16 protein-coding genes are annotated in these 23704 nt (G+C 42.4%); 8 read left to right on the forward strand and 8 right to left on the reverse strand.

From position 1 onward, the window contains the following. Positions 1-496 precede the first annotated feature (496 nt). Both MKY75_RS02845 and MKY75_RS02850 read right to left on the reverse strand, forming a co-directional pair. A complete protein-coding gene (locus tag MKY75_RS02845; RefSeq protein WP_340884246.1) occupies positions 497-1504 on the reverse strand; it encodes a hypothetical protein in 1008 nt (335 codons plus the stop codon). Positions 1505-2645: 1141 nt separating this feature from the next. After that, the gene (locus MKY75_RS02850; protein WP_029515929.1) at positions 2646-3656 is read right to left on the reverse strand and encodes a LacI family DNA-binding transcriptional regulator; all 1011 of its coding nucleotides are present in this window, start codon (positions 3654-3656) and stop codon (positions 2646-2648) included. A 1300-nt stretch (positions 3657-4956) separates the two neighbouring features. Here MKY75_RS02850 and MKY75_RS02855 point away from each other — a divergent pair. Beyond that, positions 4957-8769: a GH32 C-terminal domain-containing protein gene (locus MKY75_RS02855; protein ID WP_340884248.1), complete on the forward strand. Its 3813-nt coding sequence runs from the start codon at positions 4957-4959 to the stop codon at positions 8767-8769. Positions 8770-9652: 883 nt separating this feature from the next. Continuing rightward, positions 9653-9895, forward strand: coding sequence for a hypothetical protein (locus tag MKY75_RS02860; RefSeq protein ID WP_069010903.1), 243 nt, complete (start codon positions 9653-9655; stop codon positions 9893-9895). Positions 9896-10135: 240 nt separating this feature from the next. Here MKY75_RS02860 and MKY75_RS02865 read toward each other — a convergent pair whose 3' ends face one another. Next, positions 10136-11131 carry a carbohydrate kinase family protein gene (locus MKY75_RS02865; RefSeq protein WP_340884250.1) on the reverse strand — a complete coding sequence of 332 codons (996 nt, stop codon included), beginning with the start codon at positions 11129-11131 and terminating at the stop codon, positions 10136-10138. 22 nt (positions 11132-11153) lie between these two features. After that, positions 11154-12188 carry a LacI family DNA-binding transcriptional regulator gene (locus tag MKY75_RS02870; RefSeq protein ID WP_029515925.1) on the reverse strand — a complete coding sequence of 345 codons (1035 nt, stop codon included), beginning with the start codon at positions 12186-12188 and terminating at the stop codon, positions 11154-11156. Positions 12189-12694: 506 nt separating this feature from the next. Here MKY75_RS02870 and MKY75_RS02875 point away from each other — a divergent pair. The 6 genes from MKY75_RS02875 to MKY75_RS02900 all read left to right on the forward strand — a co-directional run bounded on the left by MKY75_RS02875 (position 12695) and on the right by MKY75_RS02900 (position 18987). After that, on the forward strand, positions 12695-13579 hold the full coding sequence (locus tag MKY75_RS02875; RefSeq protein WP_230584986.1) for an ABC transporter permease: 885 nt from the start codon (positions 12695-12697) through the stop codon (positions 13577-13579). A 14-nt stretch (positions 13580-13593) separates the two neighbouring features. Next, complete coding sequence (locus tag MKY75_RS02880; RefSeq protein WP_013309484.1) at positions 13594-14475, forward strand: carbohydrate ABC transporter permease; 882 nt, start codon at positions 13594-13596, stop codon at positions 14473-14475. 18 nt (positions 14476-14493) lie between these two features. After that, positions 14494-16113: an ABC transporter substrate-binding protein gene (locus tag MKY75_RS02885; RefSeq protein WP_029515922.1), complete on the forward strand. Its 1620-nt coding sequence runs from the start codon at positions 14494-14496 to the stop codon at positions 16111-16113. A 97-nt stretch (positions 16114-16210) separates the two neighbouring features. After that, entirely contained in the window at positions 16211-17782 is a 1572-nt protein-coding gene (locus MKY75_RS02890) for a glycoside hydrolase family 32 protein (RefSeq protein WP_081317544.1), read from the forward strand. A gap of 629 nt (positions 17783-18411) precedes the next feature. Beyond that, positions 18412-18600: a hypothetical protein gene (locus MKY75_RS02895; RefSeq protein WP_141695469.1), complete on the forward strand. Its 189-nt coding sequence runs from the start codon at positions 18412-18414 to the stop codon at positions 18598-18600. A 135-nt stretch (positions 18601-18735) separates the two neighbouring features. Continuing rightward, positions 18736-18987 carry a hypothetical protein gene (locus MKY75_RS02900; protein WP_069010904.1) on the forward strand — a complete coding sequence of 84 codons (252 nt, stop codon included), beginning with the start codon at positions 18736-18738 and terminating at the stop codon, positions 18985-18987. Between the two features lie 963 nt (positions 18988-19950). On the opposite strand, the gene MKY75_RS02905 is transcribed toward MKY75_RS02900, so the two are convergent. From MKY75_RS02905 to MKY75_RS02920, 4 genes are all read right to left on the reverse strand, one after another. Then, positions 19951-20562, reverse strand: a complete 612-nt coding sequence (locus MKY75_RS02905) for a TetR/AcrR family transcriptional regulator (RefSeq protein WP_069010905.1) — start codon at positions 20560-20562, stop codon at positions 19951-19953. Between the two features lie 158 nt (positions 20563-20720). Next, complete coding sequence (locus MKY75_RS02910) at positions 20721-20912, reverse strand: hypothetical protein (protein WP_069010906.1); 192 nt, start codon at positions 20910-20912, stop codon at positions 20721-20723. Positions 20913-20941: 29 nt separating this feature from the next. Then, entirely contained in the window at positions 20942-22330 is a 1389-nt protein-coding gene (locus MKY75_RS02915; protein WP_340884252.1) for an amidase, read from the reverse strand. A gap of 45 nt (positions 22331-22375) precedes the next feature. Continuing rightward, on the reverse strand, positions 22376-23698 hold the full coding sequence (locus MKY75_RS02920) for an MFS transporter (RefSeq protein ID WP_340884254.1): 1323 nt from the start codon (positions 23696-23698) through the stop codon (positions 22376-22378). Positions 23699-23704: the final 6 nt, after the last annotated feature.

The following is a 23704-nucleotide window of genomic DNA, read 5'->3' on the forward strand; positions in this document are numbered from 1 at the left end:
TATTCATAATTAATGAGAAAAAAATTTCATAATTGATGAGAAATGAATATTTATACACTAGTATACATCGGTGGAGTTATTGTATGGTGTCCGAATATAAGAAGATGGCGAAGAAATAAACTATTTAAGGGGAATGATTTAAAATGACAAAAGAAAAGGATTAGTACTGTAAAAATAAAGTAATAGACTGGAGTCGTTGACTTAACAACGTTTTCGGATTGAAGAACCGTCAACTTTTGAGAAATAAGTTTTAGACTAATCCATTAAATGAAACAGCGGCAGAACAAGACCTGATAAATAAGGTCTTAGACTGCCGCTGTTGTTGTTAAGCTAACGTTTCCCGTTAGTCTAACATTACATATTTAACTATTTATAAAGTTTTTTAAATCATTTTCTATAAAGTGATTTGGTTTCCATCCTTTTATTAGCTTATCTACTAAAAATGTATCTACCGCACTCAATGAAATTCCTAATAAAGTGCCAGCTCCTGAGCCACCTACTGTATTAAGTAAACCTGCACCTGTAAACAGCCCAACCTGATTGTTTTAGATGGTAATTTCTCAGCCCAAGTATTTGCATTATTAGCATTAAAGTATTCCTGTATTAAATTAGCTTCTGGGGGTAAATCACCAATAAACTCCTTGAATTTTCTACTATTTTCATATATAGATATATACTCTGAAAAAGTCTTTTCCCCGGAATTCAAAACTCCTCTAACATTTCCAGTTTTCAGTACAAAATTATTAAATGTTTCTATACTATTACTTCCACTAACGATTTTGTTATAAAGGGAATCAAATCTGTTCGCAATTAAGATAGAAGATGATGGGCTTAATTGGAAATCCGATGAGTGCTTTGACCATACTTCAAAGCTAGAAAAAGTCGAAAAATAACTTCCTAGAAATGAGAGAGGGTCAATTATCTCTTTACTAATATTATGTTCTAATTCATATCTTTTTAAAAGAGCATCATCTTCTATGATGTGTAATTTTAACTTAATATCTTTTGGAAGTTTCTTTAAAAGTAAAGGATTGGTCTTTATAAGGAAATTTTCTAAGTAATTTATGATTTGTTCTTCAGATTCCATTTCTTCTGCATACTTTTTTGTTGTTTCAAAATAAATATCATCTCTACTCATTAATCTGTAAAGTTTTCTTGCCAAAGGTAAGTCTGTAAAATGCCCATTAGAACTATTCAACCCACCTTTTTCCCACAAGTAATCTAAGTATGGGTCTACATCATCTTCATCCATTGAGGTAAACATTATTTCTGTTTTATCATCGTGGTGGAAAGTTCTAGTAACTGGTACAACCCAGAAATAAACTAATTCAATATTTTCTTTATGTTCTTCTAAAAATGGAATAAATTCAGCGGGATGGACTTGTGAAAACAAACGATTTAACAGATTCTCATTGACGATTATTTTTACCTTATCATAAAAAATTGCTTTCTCTGCTATTGTCCCTAAATCGCAATCACTAGAAACACATATACTTTCAAACATTACAGCAACCTCCATATAATCCACATGGTATAATCTACCATTACTAATCTGCTGCATTAATTCAAGTACATTTATTCACAATCCATATAGTAATTTTAACATAAAGACTCAATAATAAATCACTCTCCCCTTATGAGGGATCAATATTTTTTACAATGCTACAACCATACTAGTTATTGAAATCTCATGGTTAACCTATCTGTCCGTTAGCTTAATGAAGCATCGTCAGTCTCTCTATTTTCTCAGTCTACAACTTTATTTGCTGAGTCTAACACTTTATTTTTTAGTCTAGAACGTTATTTTCTCCTGACAATTAAAATGCGCTGATGTTATTGAGTATTGTGGTACTACTGATTCTTTGGGATGGCTAATGAGTACAACAGGTTCAATACTAAAAGAAGCCAGGAGAATGATGGGCTCGAAGTCTTAAGTAGGATAAGAAAGTAAATAATATGTAATTTCTCCGAATAGGTAGGTTCAATTGCGAACCTACCTTTTTTCATTGAATACAGTTATAGCTATTTCTATAAATAAAAAAATTATTTGTATTATGCGACATAAGGACAATTTATTTTTAAATATATCTTTTAAGAAAATCTAATATAAACGTATTATTTATATCAGATTCATTTAAGTATAAACTGCTACTTATAAGCCTAACTTTACGCAAATGCAATAATTAGAAAGGAGATAGGGCTGAATTGTGAAGAGGTTTTTCGTCTTTTTAAAAATGAGATCTACGCTAAATGCTTCTCTTAACTCATTTTAATTTAGTTACCAAAATACCTTCTACAGTTCGGGCGCTTACTCATCTGAAAAATTCATTACACATCAAAACTTAATTAACGCGAAAAACATAACTTATTTGGAGGAATATCATTGAAAATCAAAGTGCTGATTCAATTTCTTATTTATTTATGTCTATATTGTAATGATAGAAGTACACTATGGTTATTAACTATAAGGAGCAAAAAAATAAAACATAAGAATGTGAGAAAGATTAATTTTTTAGTTTTGCTATCTCTCTCATTCATACTACCTTGGTATCTGAAAATCTTATTCATCTTACCTTGCTTAAAAATAACAGTGTATATGCTCTGAATAAAAATGGTTCCCTGTATCTTTGTTACATACAACTTGATTAGGAAGACTTCGTGGAGCCTCTATGAACGATGCATGTCTCAAGATGAATGGTCTCATTCCGTCGATCCGGCTGCTCCAATCGAGCCAACAAGGACTCAACGACGCGTGTACCGAGTCCGTACGGATAAGTATGTACGGTCGTGAGCGGAGGATCGATAATCTTGGCATTAGCAATATCGTCAAAACCTGTTACCTCGATTTGTCCAGGAACATCGATGTGCAGCTCCTTTAGCGCACGAATAACCGAAATTCCAATATCATCGTTGGCACAAACAAATGCTGTCGGAAGCTTTGGAAGCTGCTTCAACTGTTCAAGCATCCACTCAACAGATAGATAAGGATTGTTGTCCTCAAGCTTGATGCTGAACGTCTCTCCAGATGAAGCGCGATGCATCCGGAGGGCTTGATCGTAACCAAGCCAACGCTCATAGAAGCTTCGACAGTGATTGTGGTCTCCGATAAATCCAATCTCCGAATGGCCGCGTCCAATGAGAGAACGAGTAAGATTGTATGTCGTGCGGTGATTCTCCATCAAGAGGATGTCGAATTTGTGTGGAGAGTTCAACGACTCTGGCAAAAAATCGATAAATACCGTTGGAATGCCCGTGTTTAGAATAGTTTCAATATAGGCTTCTTGGAAGATCTCAATACAAACAATTCCGTTCACATTTGATTGGTTAATATTGGAGGGCAGTGTGCATGAATGGATATCCTCAGGATTGACAAGAGATAAGATCAGATTAAAGCCTTCAGCGCGCAGGGAGGTTTCCATTCCTTTAATCGTTTCAGAGTAGAAGCTGATGGCGTTAATGTCCCCTCGTGTAAGAAGAGCAATATTGCCTCCATTCATAAAACTGTAGTTTTTGTATTTCATCTCCGCTGCTTTTTGGATTACTCTCTTTTTTGTGCCCTCTGGAATTTGCGGATGGTTGTTGAGGGCTTTGGATATGGTATTTCGAGACAGCCCCATTGCATCCGCGATGTCTTGAACCGTTACTTTCTCAGCCATAATAAGCTCCTTTTTATCCTGCTTCATAAAATCTTAAATGATAAACAAAAATTTATTCAAATGTAAATGTGAATGTGGTTTTTAGCTTGAAAACAATTCTTTGATCTTGCATACTTCTAATAAACATTCCCCTCTTATACTACACTACTCTTTGCCTTTTTTGTAGTAAGAGTTAGATAAAAAAGATTCTATACTATTAGGATAAATCGGTGTTCTTCTAAGAAAAGAAAGAGAGCTAGACCCCTTCTCGTGAGGGTTTGCTATCAAGGAAATATATAAACTTAAACAAGTAACAGAGTGAGTGGGATTTTCATTGCTTTTTATTTTTGAAAGCGCTATACTTTTGGTTATATAAATTAATGTTTATAAATATTGATTATAAATGTAAACTTGATGAACAATTAAATGCACAAGTATAAGTATTTTGAGGGTAAGGATGGAGGTAAACTAAAATGAGCTCTGTATAACCGGCTGTGATTTTATTGAGCTTTTCCGCCGGATAGCCAAATTACAGATTCGCTACACAACTCCTAAGACGGGGTCGAAAATTACAAACACTGAGTATTCTGCGGCGGGTCTTGCCGTTCCCGTTGGCTGGGAAACCGATGTCAATGCAGCAGTTTATAGCGAGATTTAAATGGGGTGCTGCGTAAGGATTCCTACTGCTTGTAATATATCGTAGGTACGGGGGGGCGGTGTTAGTGTTTATTCGGAAGGTGAAATTATACATATACTTGTATATCCGAAGAGTGGACAAATGCTGACCAGACGGCATTCTGAAGATGAATTCGTTAACATAGGGACGCCTTGAAGGCCATTGAAGCCAGATGAGAAAAAGGACCACGAGCTGCCGTTGAACCATATCGCATTAGATATGGAAGCCTTCTATATTGCTGGTCCATAAACCCGTGTCATTTTACTTTTGTCAACTCACAAAATTTTTTGGGCGGCGTTATGCAGCTGCTGCTGATTTTCCCGCTGAACCGGTAGGTTGTGCTCCGGAACCTGAACGGTTATTTCAATTTAAGTGCCATCTTGGAGCATAAGGATGAGTATAGTGTTCCACCGGGCTCGGATATTATTGAAAATTAACAAAAAGGGAAAGAGAGAGGGGAGTCGGAGTTTGAACATTCCCAATAGTCTCGTTCAAATCCTAAAATAGAAATCACAAGTTCAAGCTCTATATATTTTATAACAAATTTAATATGCTATTCCGGCCAGTTACTGTGCTGTAACTGGCCGCCTTCTACTTTTTTGGTAGAAGATGATTATTCCGTAGAGTAGAAATGGAGGGTAATCGATGAAAAAGAAATTCAAAGCTGTGCTGCACATCCTCATGGTGATGGCTATTATTATGACTTCATCTGGAGTTTACGCCGCTAGTCCTGATACCGGCTGGGCTGCACGGGCGGAAGGTAACACAGTAAAATCGGAAAAGGAGGGTCTTTCTATTTTTGAAAACGTTATAAATCTAAATACAAATTTGACAGGATGGCAGGTAAAAGGAAATGGCAAGTGGGGAGATGCCGCAGAAGGGCTCCTGCTGACATCTGATCCGCAGGAGGACGTGATGGCCATCTCAGAAACAATAGCAGATGATTTCCTGTATGAAGCCGATGTTATGATCAAGGATATGCAAGCGGATGCTTCTTTGCTCTTCCGTTCCAATGAAGACGGATTGAATTCGTATATGCTTCAAATTGCACCGCAGTCCGGTATTATCCGTTTAAAAGATGCGGGCAGTGGAGCAGGTAAATTAAATGAAGAGCATCCGGTTTCGCTCAAGAAAGGGGAGATCTATCATCTCAAGGTAAAAGCTGAAGGGGCCTCGCTGAAAGTATATTGGGGAACTCAATATAAGCCTGTGATTGATGTTCAAGACAGTTCATACCGATCTGGCCGCCTTGGACTTCACGTCTGGGATGGGTCAGCCTTGTTCCAAAACATAACCGTTAGCGATCTGAAAGGGAATCTGGGTTTGGTACTTGTGAAAAAAGGACAGTGGCAGCCTGACCTCAGCGGCCAAAAAGGAACGTCTGTGAACCAGAGCAAGGCTCAGCAAATCTATAGCAGGCAAGCTGCTGACTTTGTATATGAAGGAACAATCGTTTTCCGCTCCGATGCTGCTGCCGCTCTAGCTTTCCGGTCCTCTACCGATGGAACACGTGGATATGAAGCTACTCTGGTGAAGGAAGGAGAGCAGGTCCGCGTATCGCTGACGAAAGCGGATGGAACTGCAATTGCAGGCTCAGAGCGACCTTATCCGAGCTTAGCAGGTGCGAAGCATTATGTGGAAGTAAAGGCAATGGGTAACCGGATTCAAGTTTTCGTGGACGGTTATACTCCACCAGCAATCGATGTAACGGATCATTCGTATTCAACAGGAAACGCCGGTCTTGTTGTGAAAAAGGGAAGCGCTTACTTTCAGGATACTTATGTCACAGAAGCTAATAATTATTATACTGAAACCTATCGTCCCCAGTATCATTATACACCGATCCGTGGGTACGCCAGTGACCCGAACGGGTTGGTCTATTTCGAAGGTGAATACCATCTTTTCCATCAGGATGGAGGCACATGGGCCCATGCCGTCAGTAAGGATATGCTGAGCTGGAAACGTCTGCCGATTGCACTTCCGTGGAATGATTACGGGCATATCTGGTCCGGATCTGCTGTGGCGGATGTAACGAATACTTCAGGCTTATTTACGGATTCGGGCGGCAAAGGTCTGATCGCCTATTATACTTCCTATAACCCGGATGGTCCTAATGGCAACCAGCGCATTGGCCTTGCTTACAGCAAGGATCAGGGGCGTACGTGGCATTATGCCAAGAATCGTCCGATCGTGGTTGAGAACCCCGGCAAGAACGGGGAAGAGCCGGGGGGATGGGATTTCCGCGACCCTAAGGTGATTCGCGATGACGAGCATAATCGCTGGGTCATGGTAGTGTCCGGTGGTGATCATATCCGGTTCTTTACATCGGCTAATTTGCTGGACTGGACGTTGACCGACAATTGGGGTTATGGAGATTATGTTCGTGGCGGTGTGTGGGAATGCCCTGACCTGTTCCCACTGGTCGTGCAGGAAACGTCAGAGAAGAAGTGGGTTCTCATGATCAGTACAGGGGCGAATTCGGCAACAGGAGGATCGGATTCTGAATATTTTGTGGGAAGTCTGACTGCAGAGGGGAAATTCGTAAATGACAATCCGGCAGGAAAGGTGCTGAGAACGGATTTTGGCAAGGAGTATTATGCATCCATGTCTTTCTCGGACATGACGGATGGGCGCAGAGTGATGTTGGCGTGGATGTCCAACTGGGATTATCCGTTCGCTTTTCCGACTTCGGGCTGGAAGGGGGGACTGACTGTTCCGAGAGAGGTTGCTCTGGTCATGACCCCAGACGGACTCCGTCTCGCCCAGGGTCCGATCAAGGAGATGGAACATCTGCGCAGCAGGCTGTTCTCTGTAACTGACAAGATGATCAATCCATCTTCTCCAAACCTGCTGAAGGGACTTGTTTCTGGATCATATGAGATTGAAGCCGAACTGGAGATTCCGGCTGGAAGTAACGTAACAGAGTTTGGTTTTAATCTACGTGAAGGTGTGAATCAGAAGACTGTGGTGGGTTATAAGCCAGGCGAAAGTAAATTGTTCGTGGATCGCTCTGCTTCCGGAGCTACGGATTTCTCCAATCTGTTTACCACAAGACATGAAACGGGGATGAAAGCCGAGAACAAGCGGATCCAGATGCGGATTTTGGTGGATGAATCCTCTGTTGAGGTCTTCGCTAATGGAGGCAAGGTGGTTTTCTCCGAGGTCATATTTCCTGATCCGGCCAGTAGGGAGATGAGCTTTTATAATCAGGGTGGCAATGTGAAGATTGTTTCTCTGTCGGTAAACAAGCTTGGATCAGTGTGGAATTCGGATAACGATTCGCCACTACGGATTGCAATGGACACGGGTGACCGTGAACTAGGGATAGGGCAAAGCGAAACGCTGCGGGCGGCAGTGGAGAATGGGCCTGGCAATGGTGTTCACCCGCTGGAGTGGAAATCCAGTAATGCCAAGGTGGTAGGCATAAAGGGAGCCGGCGCTTCTCAGGCAACTCTTATGGCCAAAAAAGAGGGCGAGTCCGTCATTACTGTATCCACCCCGAATGGAAAGGCATCCGCCAGCCTTCTTGTAAAAGTCTCTGGCGGCGAGTTTCATACCAGTCTCAGCGGCTGGACCCCAGATCCGTCAATGGCTTCATGGGTACTCAGCAAGGATGGAATTCGTGGAAGATACTCAAGCGACGCGAATTATATGGCCCAGGAGCAGGCTGGGGATTTTACTTATGAAGCTGAACTGAAGCTTGGCACGTCCGGCGGGGCTGGTTCACTTCTGTTCCGTGCAAGCGAGGATGGGCACAGCGGCTACTACCTGAATCTAGATCCTAACATGAAGTCTATTCGCCTGTTCTACAAAATAGATGGACGATTCGAGGAACGACAGGTTCTGGCGAAAGTCCCGGCCTTCATCCAGCGAGGCCAAACCTATAAAATAAAGATTCAAGCGGAAGGCCCGCATATCGTGGTACATATGGGAGGACTGAAAATAATGGATCTGAAGGATGGGACCTTTGCCGAAGGTCATTTCGGACTTCATGTCTTTGGCGGCTCTGTCTCTTATCAGAATGTAAATGTGACAGGAGGGAAACCGGCCAAGTTGAGGGTATCAAGCCTCGTGAACGTAGCATTCCAAAAATCCATATATACAGCCCGCCTGGCAAATGGCGAAGCAGTTAGTGTACAGGATGCAAATGAAGCCTCGGATCAAAAATGGGTGTTTGTGCCGACCGGAGATGATGCAGGTTCCTATTCCATCCGAACGACCTCCGGACAGGCGCTGGATCTGGACGCGGAGCACAATAAAATTCAGCTCTATTCTTATTTGGGCTACAATAATCAGCGGTGGATTGTCCACAAAAATAGGGATGGTTCGGTTGTCATTATCTCAGTTTATCATAATAGGGCTTTGACCATATCCGAGGATGGTTCAAAGCTTACGTTAGAGACTCCTCCAACGGATGAAATGCGACGAAATAGGTGGAAAGTAAGCTCTGATTTTTAGTTCTATCCTGTAGAAAAGCCCCTTCGCTTGGCGTAGAGGGGCTTTTGGCAAAAGGCGGATTTGTTATTGTGTTCATGCAGCTTCAGCTTACTTCTGTCAGGTTAGGAAAATCAATTTCTTGCTGGCCAGGAAAGCGTCGAGCTTCTTTCGCTTTTCGTATCGCCAGCGAGTGATAGAGACTGAGTGATAGAGACATATGAACAAGACCCGTTGAGATGTCCATGCTGCAAGCACCAGATGTTGCTTGTGGTGATTTGGCATGCCGATTTGGACGGATTTATTATTATGTGCAACGAGAATATAAAAAATCAAAAGAAATGGTGGTTAATAAATGATGATAAACCACGAGGCCAAGGGAACGAATAGGATAAAATGAAATGGATTTGTAGGAGCCAAGGGAAAAGAGCTTTAGGTATGGATAGACTTTGTGTGGAATGTGGGACGGAATCGAATAAACCAAACATAACTTAATGATGGGGGCATTATTAATGAATATGGATGATGAGAAATTACTGTAGTGCTTTCAGAATGAGACTTTTCCCCTTGTAAGAAACAATTTTTAGACAGGGGAATGATGTACTTTGAAAATTTCAGATCGAGTATTAAGGCTTTATCTAAATCACATTTGCTTGGATTTGTGGCGGGGGCCTTACGGCGGTAAAAAGCACTATGACTAAGACGAAAGCCTCCAAGTGGGGAGTATTATTCTTCTGATGACCATACCTTTGATTATCAGGGCAAAGCTAACCCTCAGGACCATCCGGCAATTTTAAGTCACTTTATCGATTGGGAGTGGTTTTTCTTAGGTTGTGGGAACGATAGAGTCAATGGTTCTTCGGTCTTTGATGAAAGTGTTGAGTTCATTATTTTAGAGTTATAACAAATGGGTAAAAAGAAGCCCATTATCGTCGATACCTTTATGGAACCAGCATTTTTAAGAGGAATTTCTGCCTACAACCAGGTTTTCTTTGTGTTTGCCGAAGATGGACTAATTCGATCAGAGTATTTAGATCGAGATCACCTGAGAGGCATGGAGGATTTATTTCCTGTTTTATTTGATCCACAATGTACAAGAAGTGAAACACTAAATACAGTTGTTAAAGCTTCAAATCACTACCTACAATAAGCACAGCAATGTGAATTAAAATGTTTTATGAAAACATCTGAGTCAAATAAAAATGGAATATTATCGGCAATCGAAAATATTTTGGTCTGTCTTAAATACAAGGAGCTACTACATAGGATAGTAGTAGTTTCCTTTTGATTAAACTCCCTTGATATGATTTAGTTTCCTCACTTCACTTTCCAAGGAATAACTAAAAAGGTGTCCAGCGACCCTAGGGTCGTCGGGACACCTTTGCTGTTCTTACAGTTCGATTTTTGTTTCACCCTGTTGCTCTATGAAATGCTTAACTTCTTCCAACGATGGCAAGGCTGCAATCGCTCCAACTTTAGTGCACACGATAGCGCCGACTTGATTGGCAAGTGTTATAAATTCCTGCTGTTGCTCCCAATCGGAGGTAAATGCCTTGGGCTGACTCAGCTGGCTGATTTGATACAGCATAGCTCCGACGAAGGCATCACCGGCACCGGTAGAATCGATCGATTTAACAGTAATACTGCTGATTAGCGAACGGGAGGTACCGCTTGAGATGAGAGTACCTTCTTTCCCCAAGGTAACTGCCACCGTTTTGGCTCCCAACCCATGCAAAAGATCCAATGAAGCATTGCGGTCAGTCAGCCCCGTAATGATATTTAATTCCTCTTCGCTTACCTTTACGAAATCCGCATTGTGTATTCCTCTTCTGGACAATGTTATAAACTCCTCCAGCCTATCTTTCCAGAGGTCCCCCCGGTAATTGGGATCAAAGGAGGTAAATTGCCCATTGGCTTTCGCTTCGTCCAATAAAGACAAATACGCTTCCCGGAAAGGATCGGCGAGCAAGGCCGTTGCCGAGCCAAAATGCAGAATGGCAGCCTGTCGGGTCCTTTCTCTATCAATGTCCTGCAGAGACAGTTGACGGTCAGCTCCGCGGTTGAATACGAAATCCCGTTCGCCGTTAGCGGCAAGGGAAACAAAGGCTAGTGTAGTCGGCGTGGCCGGATCAAAAAGGAGCATGGACGTATCCACATGTTGCTCATCCAACGTTTGCTTCAGATACATGCCAAAGGGATCATCCCCGACTTTCCCCAAGAATGACGCTTTTCCTCCGAGCTTGGCTACGGCTGCGCTTACATTTGCCGGAGCGCCGCCGGCCTGCTTGGAGAAATGCTGACCCTTGGCAAGATTAACATCAATATCCGTGCAGAAAAAATCAATGAGCAACTCGCCCACACAAAGAACCGTTCTGTCATTTTTCACTTTGATTCACCTCTTGGTAGATTTAGTTTAGAACAGGGGTCGAGTCCCGGTATACGATATCCGTTGCAACATGAGTCACTCGGTATGGCATGGTATTGTCTTTGATTCTGGACAATAACATTTCGGCTGAAATAATACCCATCTGACTACTGTAAATATGCACGGTTGTAAGATGAGGCTCGACAACCCGGGATTCCGAAGCATCATCGAACCCGCAGACAGCAACATCTTCTGGGACTTTAATCCCTTTGTTTTTTAAAGATTTGATCACGTTGATGGCAATGAAATCATTGGCGCAAATAAAGACGGAGGGACACTCCCTCAGAGCATCCAACTGCTGTTCCATCCAGTTCTCCTCTATAAAGAAGTTGCGGTCAGGCGCTACAATGCTATGGGCAGGATCTACGGCGATTCCTGCTTCTGCTAAGGCCCTATTAAATCCGGTCCAGCGTTCATTGAAGCTTTTGCAGTGATTGTAATCGCCTACAAAACCGAAGCTTTCATAGCCATGATCGATTAATTTCCGGGTAACACAGTATGTGCTGTGTTCATTTTCCATTAATACCAGATCCGCCTTCAATTCTGGATACATCATATCCGCAGCGCAATCAATAAAAATGGTTGGGATGCAAAGATCTGTGATCAGCTTGCTGTATTCCTTGCTGAACATTTCGATGCAGAAAATGCCAGCCACATTCGAAGGTTCAAAATTGCCGGGTAGGGTCATCGAATTGATATCATTCTCACGGACAAAATAAATGGATAAAGTATAGCCCTGTTTGCTGATTTCCTTCTCCAGTCCGCTGATCAACAAAGATCCAAAGTGTGAGCTATTAGGAAGATTACAGGTCAAAAGTGCGATATTGCCTTGTTTTTCAGAAGCTGTTTCCATATAAGAAAATTGTTTGTATTTAAGCTCCATTGCTTTTTTGACCACCTTGTCCCTAGTAACGGTGGGAATACTCTCCACTCCATTAAGCGCCTTGGATGCAGTGTTTCTGGAAATTCCCAAGGCATCAGCGATATCTTGTATCGTAACCTTTGACTTTCTCGTCATATTGTTCACCTTATTCTCCGAATTAAGATTCTTCATATTTCTAAATATATAGTATTTTCATGTTTTTAACAATGTATTTATTCAAATGAACAATAAAGGTTTACGTTTGTTTATTTATATTGTGTATTTTTGATGTATTTTTGCTAAAAACATTACAATTATCTTGAAATACGCTTTTTGAATGAATTTTTCACCCGAATTATATTGACTAATTAAATGTACATCTGATAAATTGTAAGAGTGAAAAATGTTCAAATGTAAATTGTAAGCCCATTCATTTTGGGAATGTGTAAAATTCTCGTTCTGTTGGAGGTGTGGATATTACAAGCAAGTATTTGAAAAACATCTTGGTTAATTATGTCAGAGAGATGACATAACATGGCTTATATTTTGTGTCGTATAACAAGCCGTGAACAGTAGGAGGGAAAATATTGGCAAATTCGATCGTTCAAAAAAGGGGATTAAAGGCTTCAGAAACAAAAAAAAGAAACCATTGGTTAAGCTATATGCTTCGAAATTATATATTGTATTTGTTTCTGCTTCCGTCCATAATTCTTACCGTCATTTTCAAGTATGTTCCCATGTACGGCTCGATCATTGCGTTTAAAAATTTCAGCCCAAGAAAAGGCATCCTCGGCAGCGAATGGGTTGGATTTGAACATTTTCAGCGGTTTCTTTCATCACCAAATTTTTATGACATATTAATGAATACGCTTAAATTAAGCGCTTACGGTCTTATTCTCGGCTTCCCAGTACCCATCATTCTGGCCTTAATGCTAAATCTGGTCAGAGGAGCGAAGTTCAAGAAGAATATTCAGCTTATTGTATACGCACCTAACTTCATCTCGGTTGTTGTTGTTGCCGGTATGCTGTTTGTTTTTCTATCGCCAGCTGGAATAGTGAACGCTTTGGTAACAACCTTCACCGGCAAGCCGATTGCTTTTATGACTGATCCTGCCTATTTCCGAACGGTATATATTTTGTCTGGTATATGGCAAACAGCGGGCTGGTCCTCTATCATTTATGTGGCCACCTTAGCCAATGTGGACCCGCAGTTGCATGACGCTGCAACAATTGATGGTGCTTCATTGATGAAGAGAATCTTCCACATTGATCTGCCAGCTCTTAAACCCGTCATGGCCGTCCTGTTCATTCTCGCTGCAGGAGGTATTATGTCGATCGGCTATGAAAAGGCTTACCTAATGCAGACGGCTCTGAACACACCTACCTCGGAAATCATCGCGACTTACGTATACAAGGTGGGGTTGCAATCCGGCGATTATGCTTATTCTACGGCAATCGGGTTGTTCAATTCCGTAATTAATGTATTCCTGTTGATTTTCGTAAATACCGTCGTCAAGAAGCTGAACGAAGGAGAAGGGCTGTATTAAAGAAGGAGGTATTTATGGATATTCATTACACCGGGAAGGACCGGATTCTGCTCATCATCAATTATATTCTACTTGGTTTGTTTGTTCTCGCTATTCTGTTACCGCTGGTTTATGTGGTGCTTTCGTCCTTTTTAACTCCAAATACCCTGATTACCAAAGGGTTTGCCATTACATCATCAGACTGGACACTCACGGGATATGCCAAAATCCTAAGCAACAGTGCCATGATCCGCGGTTTTTTTAATGCTATTTTTTATTCAGCAGCCTTTGCGTTCGCAACCGTATTATTTTCCGTCTTCGCAGCTTATCCGCTTGCGATTGAAGAGTTGGTAGGGAAACGGTCCATTATGATCTTTTTCCTGATAACGATGTTTTTCGGTGGCGGTCTGATTCCTACCTATCTGGTGATTAAGGATTTAGGCATGTTGAATACGGTCTGGGCCATTATTCTGCCCGGCTCGATCAGCGTATTCAATATTATTCTGGCAAAGACTTATTTCCAGGGACTTCCGAAAGAACTGTTCCAGGCGGCGAGTATAGACGGAGCTTCCGAGCTCAGTATTTTCTTTAAAATCGTCCTGCCGCTTTCCAAGCCTATTATTTTTGTTCTAGCTTTATACGCTTTTGTCGGACAGTGGAATTCTTATTTCGACGCCATGATTTATCTGGATGATCCGAAGCTGTTTCCGCTTCAACTAGTACTGCGCTCCATTTTGATACAGAATCAGGTTCAGCCCGGCATGATTGCCGATGCGATGGCACAAGCGGAGCTTAAGAAATTGTCTGAAATGATTAAGTACTCTGCCATTGTCATATCAAGTTTGCCTTTGATTGTCATGTATCCATTCTTCCAGAAGTATTTCGAAAAGGGTGTCATGGTAGGTTCGATCAAATAACAAATCGGGGGAATAGAGATGAAAAAAACATTACTAACCTTGTCTGTGTTGGCACTTTCTACTTCACTGCTTGCCGGATGCGGCGGTTCGGGCAATAATTCTGCGGCATCCGAAGATTACAAGCTGGAAAATGTTACTCTGCCGCTTAAAGAGAAAGTTACTTTGCATTTTATGACTCAAAGCTCGCCGCTGGCACCTTCCGATCCAAATGAAAAGTTGATTTATAAAAGACTGGAAGAAAAAACAGGGGTGCATATCGATTTTACCAACTTCACCTCCGATTCCTTCATTGAAAAAAGAAACCTTGCTGTTGCCAGTGGAGATCTTCCAGATGCCATACTGGATGCCGGATATTCCGATTACGATTTGTTGAACCTCGGAAAGGATGGAACTATTATCCCTTTAGAGGATTTGATTCAAAAATATATGCCCAATCTGCAGAAGGTATTAAAGGAAGCGCCTGAGTACAGATCCATGATAACCGCACAGGACGGGCACATTTATGCCTTTCCTTGGATTGAAGAACTGGGTTCTGAGAAGGAGAGCATTCATTCTGTAAACGACATGCCATGGATCAATGTGGAGTGGCTGAAAAAGCTGGGACTTAAAATGCCAAAAACCACCGAGGATTTAAAAAAAGTTCTGCTCGCATTTAAAAATGGCGACCCTAACGGAAATGGCCAAGCGGATGAAATCCCGCTGTCCTTTATGCTCAATAACGGCAATGAGGACCTGAATTTTCTGTTCGGATCATTCGGTCTTGGGGACAACGGCGATCATACGGTAGTGACCAATGAGGGGAAAGTGGTCTTCACTGCCGATCAGGACGGTTACAAAGAGGGGATTAAATATCTTAATGAGCTGTATAAACTGAACCTGATCGACGAGGAATCATTCGAGCAGGATTATAACACGTATCTAGCCAAAGGTCAGAGTGAAAGATATGGCCTCTACTTCCAATGGGATAAGGCGAATATTTCAGGAGACAACGATAAATATGAACTGATGAATCCGCTCGCCGGACCAAGCGGTGAAGTCAATGTGACCCGCACGAACAATCTCGGCTTTGACCGGGGGAGAATGGTGATTACCAGTGACAACCAAAATCTCGAGCTTACGGCAAAATGGATTGACCAGCTGTATGATCCTATCCAGTCCGTGCAAGACAACTGGGGTACCTACGGCGACAAAACTCAGCAGAACATTTTTGAATACGATGAAGCGAGTCATATGCTGAAGCATCTTCCGCTTAAGGGAACGGCCCCTGTCGAGCTACGGCAAAAAACGAACATCGGTGGTCCATTAGCAATTCTTGACGAGTATTACGGAACGGTTACGACTAAGCCCGATGATGCAGTGGGACGGCTTAAGCTCATGAAGGAAAGACTCGTTCCTTATATGAAGGCTGACCATAATTTCCCGAAAGTCTTCTTCTCTCTGGAGGATCAGAAGCAGATCTCCACATTGGAAACCGATTTGTTTGCTTACGTTAACCGCAAGCGGGCGGAATGGATCAAGACGGGTAAAGTGGAAGAAGAATGGGCCGAATATAAAGCCGAGCTGTCCAGACTGGGGCTAGATAAATGGCTGGAAATCAAACAGAAAGGCTATGACAGATATCTCAAAGATCAAAGCTGAAACATTTAAATGGTAGTATTTCAAATTCATTTGCAAACGAGCAACTCAAATTATTATGTTAAATACCTTATCAACAATCAAGAGGAGAGCGGATACTATGAAAGAATTAAACCTAACGGACGACTATAGCGGCAGAAAGAGAAAAAGTAACTATAGTGAGACGTACAGGCCTCAATTTCATTATTCACCGGAGAAAAATTGGATGAACGATCCCAACGGCATGGTTTACTTTGAAGGAGAATACCACCTGTTCTACCAGCATACGCCCCATGATACGCAGCCTGATTTTGGCAACATGCATTGGGGGCATGCGGTAAGCAAGGATCTAGTGCATTGGACTGAGCTTCCACCAGCGATTCCACCTGGGGAGGACGGAGCGATCTTCTCGGGGAGTGCGGTGGTGGATAAGAACAATACCAGCGGATTTTTCAAAGAGGAAGGATCAGGATTGGTGGCCATTTATACAAATGAGGGCAACAAGGCTCAGCCTGGAAAACCGCAGGTGCAAAGCATTGCTTACAGCAAGGATAAAGGTCGAACCTGGACAAAATATGAAGGTAACCCGGTTTTATTTCCAACGGACACGCTAGACTTTCGTGATCCGAAGGTGATTTGGCATGATGAATCATCAATGTGGATCATGGTTCTTGCCGTAAGGGACCGTGTAGAATTTTACACATCTCCAAACCTGAAAGAATGGTCTTTTGCAAGCGAATTCGGTTCCGACATTCCACATATACACCGAGGGATATTTGAATGTCCTGATATATTTCGAATCCAAGTGGATGAGGATCCTAATACCACGAAGTGGATTCTGATGCTAAGCGTCGGGGATAGAAATGGTGTGAATCCAGACGATCCGGAACCACCGGCAGGCGGTTCTGGCATGATGTATTTTGTAGGCAACTTTGACGGTAAGTCGTTCACGCCAGATGAAGCGTTGGAATCCATCGATACTATCAAATGGGTAGACTATGGATCAGACTTTTACGCGGCCGTGTCCTGGAATGGCATTTCGAACGAAGACGGACGAAAGATTTGGATCGGCTGGATGAATAATTGGCGTTATGCTACCACGCTTCCTTCAAAGGAATGGCGTGGCAAGACATCAATTCCCCGGGAGCTACAGCTAAGGACTTATCCCGAGGGACTTCGCCTAATCCAAACACCCATAAATGAATTAAGTCAGCTAAGAAAACCGATTTTGTCTCTACAAGACTTGACGATTAAGCCAGATATGAACGTGTTGTCTGATATTTCCGCAGCCAAGGCAGAAATTATTGCAGAATTTGAAATCGGTACTGCTATGGAATTCGGGTTTAAAGTACGGAAGTCCGCCAATCAGGAGACGATCATCGGATATAATATCTCGAATGAGGAATTGTTCGTCGATCGGACGAAGTCGAGCGCCACTGATTTTCATTCAGATTTCACAGCAATACACAAGGCCACTATGAAGCCAGAGCATGAGAGGATACAGTTGAGCATTTATCTGGATTGGTCAAGTGTCGAAGTCTTCGGCAATCATGGAAAAACAATCATTTCAGACATGATTTTCCCGGACTTCGAAAGTAAGGGACTAGAACTCTACGCCATTGGTGGAGAACTGAGGGTCGTGTCGCTTCAGATCAATGATCTGGTAAGCATTTGGGGAAATGAGAATGTTTAGACAGTAGTTATGATTATCATTCCAATTGAAACGTTCTTACAACAGAACCCGTTAAGCAGCGGCTTGATTCGACGAAATGGTTACAGCCCGATTGCTTATATCCGTATCTAAACTGGTCTCCAAAACTAATTAAAGTATTATCTTATGCCTGGACACGTAACCTCCCGTCGGCTCACAACCGTACCGGGGGTTCGTATCCTTAGAAGTTAGCAGAAATCGAAAGACTAACACGGAGAATTTCATAATATAGTTTTACAGTGGTAAGAGGGCGTAAGAATCTTTCCTTGCATCTTACCTATAATAATATGATGATTGACAATAAGATCATATTCTTTTCCCAAGGGGGTACCTAGTTCTTGTTCTCAGTTCGGGACAAGAACTTGCAGTGGTTATGAAGTCGCCAATTTGGCGGCTTTTTGTTTTACAGATAAATGATATTGTCTCGTGTTAAGACAAGGGCAATTAAGCGTTTGAATTAAAATAATGGGGCTGGGTATGCTAAATTAGCAAATATGGAATTTCTTGATTTTCATGAAAGGGTGAGACCGTCATCATTCTGCAAAAGGTACTAACTTATCTTATTAAACCGGATATATGGTTAGGAACTTTTTTCCCATTTGCTCTTCCGTTTGGAGTATCAAGAGTATTTCAATGGTTGCATACAGGGAACGGGAGAAATTTACACTGGTTCAGCTTTGATCAAAAAAAGTTTCATGAAACAAGAAATACCTCAACTAGTCGTTCCTTTTACAGCAGATCTAAATCAAAATTTGCTGGTGATGAAAGAAATCATCGGGCATAACTCAGAGAGCCTCTGAAAAGAAATATTACTAAAGTTGAAACTGAAAGAAACCATCTGGCTAGACGTGAAGTTGAACTGTTGAAAGAGATAGATACTCTTAGAACGCAAAGAACAGAATACAGAAGAAAACTAAGAGCTAGATCCAAAGAGTTTGGGGCAGTTTTACAGTTCAGTCACAATTCCTAAGTTATTAACCCTTCTCGATGAAAGGCCTAAGCTTAGCAATGTGTTTGCATTCTATCAGTTAGATAAACTCAATAGAAGGTACAATAAACTAAAATTAGCAGCTAGAGAGGTATTAAAACAGGAAAGAATAAAAAGACTACGTGATGAAGCTTATAAGGAGAAAATGGCTGCTGGCTATAAAAAAGTTAACGGATATATCGTAAGTGATGAGAGATGACTGGTACCTCTATGATCCAAACAATATTGTATACCTCATAACAGACTCAAAAATTAAATTAATTGAAGATTTACCAGCTACTGCATCTTTGTATTTAATGATGGAACTGCATATGTTTTTTATATCCATTAACCGGCATTTTTTTTTCCCTTTTTTGTATCTTTAGGGTTACTCGATGGTAAAATAATGTATACAAGCGGATGTATTTTTATGCATTTAAGCAATGTGGATATTCTCATTAATTATGACACCACACAGTGAGTAACGGTAATAATTGAGACTGATTTGGTTGATAACCGAGACATTTTTGGGTATATGTTTGAGACATTTTTAAACCAGTAGAAACAAAGCCCCTTGTTTCTATTGGTTTTTTGTGTTTCTATTTACTCTATATATCCTATAAATGTTAACATATGGTATTATCGATATCGAATCCAAATTACGATCATAATTGATACTTTTCGTAAAGGTGGTTTGGTTATGGATTGGAGAAGTTGGACGTGGAGTTTGGAAGATGAGTTAATAAAATCCCCAAGTGTTGTACAAATCTCTTCAACTGCAATTTTGGAATACATAAGATGAAAACCTGCTTGTTCTCCATGGATTCTCAGGCTACTAAGCCTGCTGCTACGAAGCCTACAGGAAGTAGACGAAAGAGCGCTGCTGATGATAAGAAAACCGAATAAGGAGAGCGTGCCATGGAAGTCCGATCCGGACAATTCGCGTAGCAGCCATTGGCAGAAAAAAAGGGTTGTCCCATAAGTCATAAAAATGACTAGGGACGTCCTGTTCTCCAATTGTAAAACAATAAGAAACCGTTCCTGGGTAAAATGGAGGTACCACCCGACCATTTGAAAGGATATGGTTTCTTTGTACATTCAATATACCATTATGAGATAAAAAGAGGAGTTACGCAGGACTATTCCTCATCCATGTTATGTGGCTTTGTGGCCAGCCCCTCAATTAATGTCTATTAGCTCTTAAACCTTCAATAAATATGCGGTGTAATCCATCAAGAACTCGTTGGCTTGTAAAGCCCTCATCTTGGAGATGGTAATCGATATTGTGAAGCACGGCCAGCAGGGCTTCAATAGTATATGAAATGTCCACCCCGGATACGTCTCCCTGTTCAACGGCCTCATTTAGCAGATTTCTGCTTATATTGCGCATCCATTGACATAACGGGGATTGTAACGGACGATGCCCGGTTGAGGCCCGGCTGACCTCACAGAGCCAAGGAACTTTCGCCTCTAAAAAAGAGACATATCTTACGATTACATGGTAAAGCCGGTCCAAGGCAGCGGTTTCTGGGGATTGATCAAGAAATGCTTGAACTTCATCAAACAAAGGTTGGTATTCTTCATACGCGATCTCCTGACATATGTCGCCCTTATCCGAGTAGCGGCGGTATAGGCTTGCTTGTCCTACTCCAGCAGTCTTCGCAATCTGATGCATATTGACATTGTCAACGCCTTTTTTGATGAAAAGTTCTCTAGCCGCCGCCAAAATTCGTCTTCGGTTTAACTCCTCTCTGGGAATTTTCAGAGAGACAGATTGCGATTCTGAATTCACCATAAACATCTCCCTTCATCATTAATTTAACTGTTATTTAACACGAAAAACGGACAATATGTCCGTTTTTCGTGTATAGGACATGTTGTCCGTCTTCATAATTATAATACATTTCGTGAAAAATTAAAAATACATTCATTTGGGTGACCGATGAGCTTTTTTTATCTCTTGGTATAGTGCTTTTTGTAAATTGGAGGCAAATGCGGTTCAATGCCCGATAGGTCCAGTTCCTTTAAACTTGCGATCGTATGAATAAACTGCTCGTATGCTTTTTTCTTGTCGCTCGTCGTATCTGTTCCGGTTTCGGTTGATGCTCTCCTGCTAACTTCAGAGTTAAGTTGCTTTTGATCCATAGATTACCCTCCATCAAATATAGTCAGGCTTACAAATCCGGATGTCTCTTGTGCCAGTCTGTATTCATTTCATAAGTATTGCCGATACCTAGTACTGTCGCTTCTTCGAAGGGGCGGCCAATCAATTGCATATTAATCGGCAGACCGGAAGGTGAGAAGCCGCAAGGCATGCTCAAGCTAGGCAAGCCAGTCAAATTGGTCGGAACCGTAAATGAGTTCAATCTGAATACACTAGCTTCATCATCTGCACGCGGCGCAGTGATCGGTGTTGCCGGCGTCAACAAGATGTCGATTCCGGACAATGCATTCAAAAAATCATTGACAATTAGTTGCCGGGCCCGCTGAGACTGAAGGTAAATGGAAGCCGGAATATCTCTACTGCTTTCAAGAAACATTCGGACGTCCGGTCCATACTGTTCCAATTCTGTCTCAAGCCACTTCTCGTGGTACGAGTACATTTCCGTCATCATAATGGCCATCGTCGCACTTCTAACATGTTTGATCAGGGGCAGGCTAACTTCGATGATTTCTGCTCCCAGTTCTCGGAATTTATTGATAGCGGCCTTCATCGCAGCTTCCACTTCCGGCATCAAATCCTCGTAATAGTAGCTTGTCGGCAATCCGATACGCACACCCCTGAGACCATTCGGATACATCTTGATACCTGGCGCAGGCAGATCGACAGTCGATTCATCCTTTGGATCGAAGCCAGACATCACATCCAAGCACAGGGACGCATCCATGACACAGCGGGTCAACGGACCCGAGTGGTCCAATGACCAGGCCATTGGAATGATACCATACCGACTGACCCGACCGTACGTCGGCTTCATCCCTACGACACCGCACAAAGCAGCGGGTATGCGGATCGAACCTCCGGTATCCGAGCCTGTGCCCAGATAAGTAAGTCCAGCTGCTAAAGCAGAAGCCGAGCCGCCGCTTGAACCTCCCGTTACAAGTTCAGTGTTCCACGGATTGAGACAAGGACCGAAGTGCGGGCTAGTTGTTGTCAATCCCGCAGCGAACTCGTGAGTCTGTACTTTGCCTAGCAGAACTGTTCCAGCCTCATGTAGCTTAGCTGCAACCGTCGAATCGTAATCGGGGACGAAGCTGTTCAATATTTTTGAACCGGCAGTTGTTCGGATCCCTTTAGTGTAATATAGATCCTTATGAACGATGGGAATCCCGTGAAGGGGCCCTTTGTACCGACCATGCATAATATCGCGTTCCGATTGCTTCGCTTGTTCAATCGCCAGTTCGGACGTTTGGGTAACGAAAACGTTCAGTTTCGGATTCAAACGTTCGATGCGGTGAAGCGCATGTTCTGTAATCTCTACCGGGGATATTTTCCTTGTACGGATCCTCTCGGCCAGCTCATGAATAGCAGCAAAGGACAGTTGGAAATTTAATTTACTCATCTATTCATCCTCCGTATCTTTCGGACATGTCGTAAGTCTACCAAACTAATTACCATAGCTCCCGCTAGGATTTGCTTTTCTTGCGAATAAGTATGTCAGGATTGCCAACAGGGAAATGGTAAAATAAACAACAGAAAAAGGCATCTTTAGATCAATCAGTCGGCCGACCAGCGCAGGGCCGAATGCTCCGCCTAGGAGATAGGCCAGTGTGAAAATACCCATCCCCACACCCAGCTCAGCCGAACGGAGTGTCGTCGAAACTAAATTGCTGCTAGAGGTGAGGACACCGTTGAATCCAATCATAAGGATAATGATCAATAAAGCGTCGATCCATGGCGGCAAATGTACGGATACCCCCAGTAGTATAAATCCGCTGATGACGAGACTTTGCGATATGACAAGCACACGGGAGCTTCCGAAACGATCTGTCCAACTTCCGATCCGGGATCCGAGCAAGGCTGCACAGGCGGCACCGGGAAGCATCAGCAGACCGATTTTACTAGTTGGTAAATGAAAGGAATTCTTCATCATGACAGGAAGAGTAAAGGTTAACCCCGTGTTGCATACGAAGGTAAGGAATCCAATCCCTAGAATTCGTCGGTAAGGAGCATTTTTCATGAAAGATGCATCGATAAATGGATGTTCTTTTTTCTGAATATGAGTACCGAACCATAGAAGAACTGCTGCTCCTGCAATGAGCATAAACCAATAGTTCGTAACCCCTAGCAATACCAACGCCAGTCCCGCGGAGAACAAAACAGCTCCGAGAAAATCGAATGAACCGCGGTCGTGTTTCTTGTCAGGAACATACTTGAATATCAAAGGGATAACAAATAGGCTCATACTGGACACGATGAACAAAGCACGCCAGCCAAAGTATTGCTCTACGAAACCGCCGAACACAGGCCCGAAGCCGGAAGCAAAGGCAATTGTGGCGGATAAGGTTCCCAGCACCCGTCCCTTGACTGTAGGCTTAAAATACAGGGTTACTGCCGCATAAGACAGGGGAGAGATGGATGAGGCCCCTGCTGCCTGCAGTAGTCTTCCAATGATGACTTGCAAGTATGAAGCTGCAAAAAAGCCGATCATAGAGCCGAAAGCTAAAAGGATTAAACCAATGACATACAGCTGGCGAAAGGAAAAGGACTCCGTTAACTTGCCGTAAGTACCGGCGCCGATAGCCATCAAAATGCTGTAACCGACCATAACCCAGCTCACCTGCGAGGAGGTCAGGGCAAAGTCAGCGGAAATCGAAGGTATAGACAAATTAAACATGGTCATATTGATGTTTCCGAAAATAATGAGCAAGCAAAGTGTCCCCATTAATTTCCGCTCATTGCCGGATAAAGCCATTGATTGAGTATCCATAGCCTG

Source organism: Paenibacillus sp. FSL L8-0663 (assembly GCF_038008125.1).
Taxonomy (GTDB): Bacteria; Bacillota; Bacilli; order Paenibacillales; family Paenibacillaceae; genus Paenibacillus; species Paenibacillus polymyxa_D.

Excerpts from the sequence above, each read along its gene's own strand:
- MKY75_RS02880 (WP_013309484.1), top strand. The coding sequence starts at position 13,594 with ATGGATATTCATTACACCGGGAAGGACCGGATTCTGCTCATCATCAAT.
- MKY75_RS02920 (WP_340884254.1), bottom strand. The coding sequence starts at position 23,698 with ATGGATACTCAATCAATGGCTTTATCCGGCAATGAGCGGAAATTAATG.
- MKY75_RS02850 (WP_029515929.1), bottom strand. The coding sequence starts at position 3,656 with ATGGCTGAGAAAGTAACGGTTCAAGACATCGCGGATGCAATGGGGCTG.
- MKY75_RS02845 (WP_340884246.1), bottom strand. The coding sequence starts at position 1,504 with ATGTTTGAAAGTATATGTGTTTCTAGTGATTGCGATTTAGGGACAATA.
- MKY75_RS02890 (WP_081317544.1), top strand. The coding sequence starts at position 16,211 with ATGAAAGAATTAAACCTAACGGACGACTATAGCGGCAGAAAGAGAAAA.
- MKY75_RS02855 (WP_340884248.1), top strand. The coding sequence starts at position 4,957 with ATGAAAAAGAAATTCAAAGCTGTGCTGCACATCCTCATGGTGATGGCT.
- MKY75_RS02860 (WP_069010903.1), top strand. The coding sequence starts at position 9,653 with ATGGGTAAAAAGAAGCCCATTATCGTCGATACCTTTATGGAACCAGCA.
- MKY75_RS02870 (WP_029515925.1), bottom strand. The coding sequence starts at position 12,188 with ATGACGAGAAAGTCAAAGGTTACGATACAAGATATCGCTGATGCCTTG.
- MKY75_RS02885 (WP_029515922.1), top strand. The coding sequence starts at position 14,494 with ATGAAAAAAACATTACTAACCTTGTCTGTGTTGGCACTTTCTACTTCA.
- MKY75_RS02905 (WP_069010905.1), bottom strand. The coding sequence starts at position 20,562 with ATGGTGAATTCAGAATCGCAATCTGTCTCTCTGAAAATTCCCAGAGAG.
- MKY75_RS02915 (WP_340884252.1), bottom strand. The coding sequence starts at position 22,330 with ATGAGTAAATTAAATTTCCAACTGTCCTTTGCTGCTATTCATGAGCTG.
- MKY75_RS02875 (WP_230584986.1), top strand. The coding sequence starts at position 12,695 with ATGCTTCGAAATTATATATTGTATTTGTTTCTGCTTCCGTCCATAATT.
- MKY75_RS02910 (WP_069010906.1), bottom strand. The coding sequence starts at position 20,912 with ATGGATCAAAAGCAACTTAACTCTGAAGTTAGCAGGAGAGCATCAACC.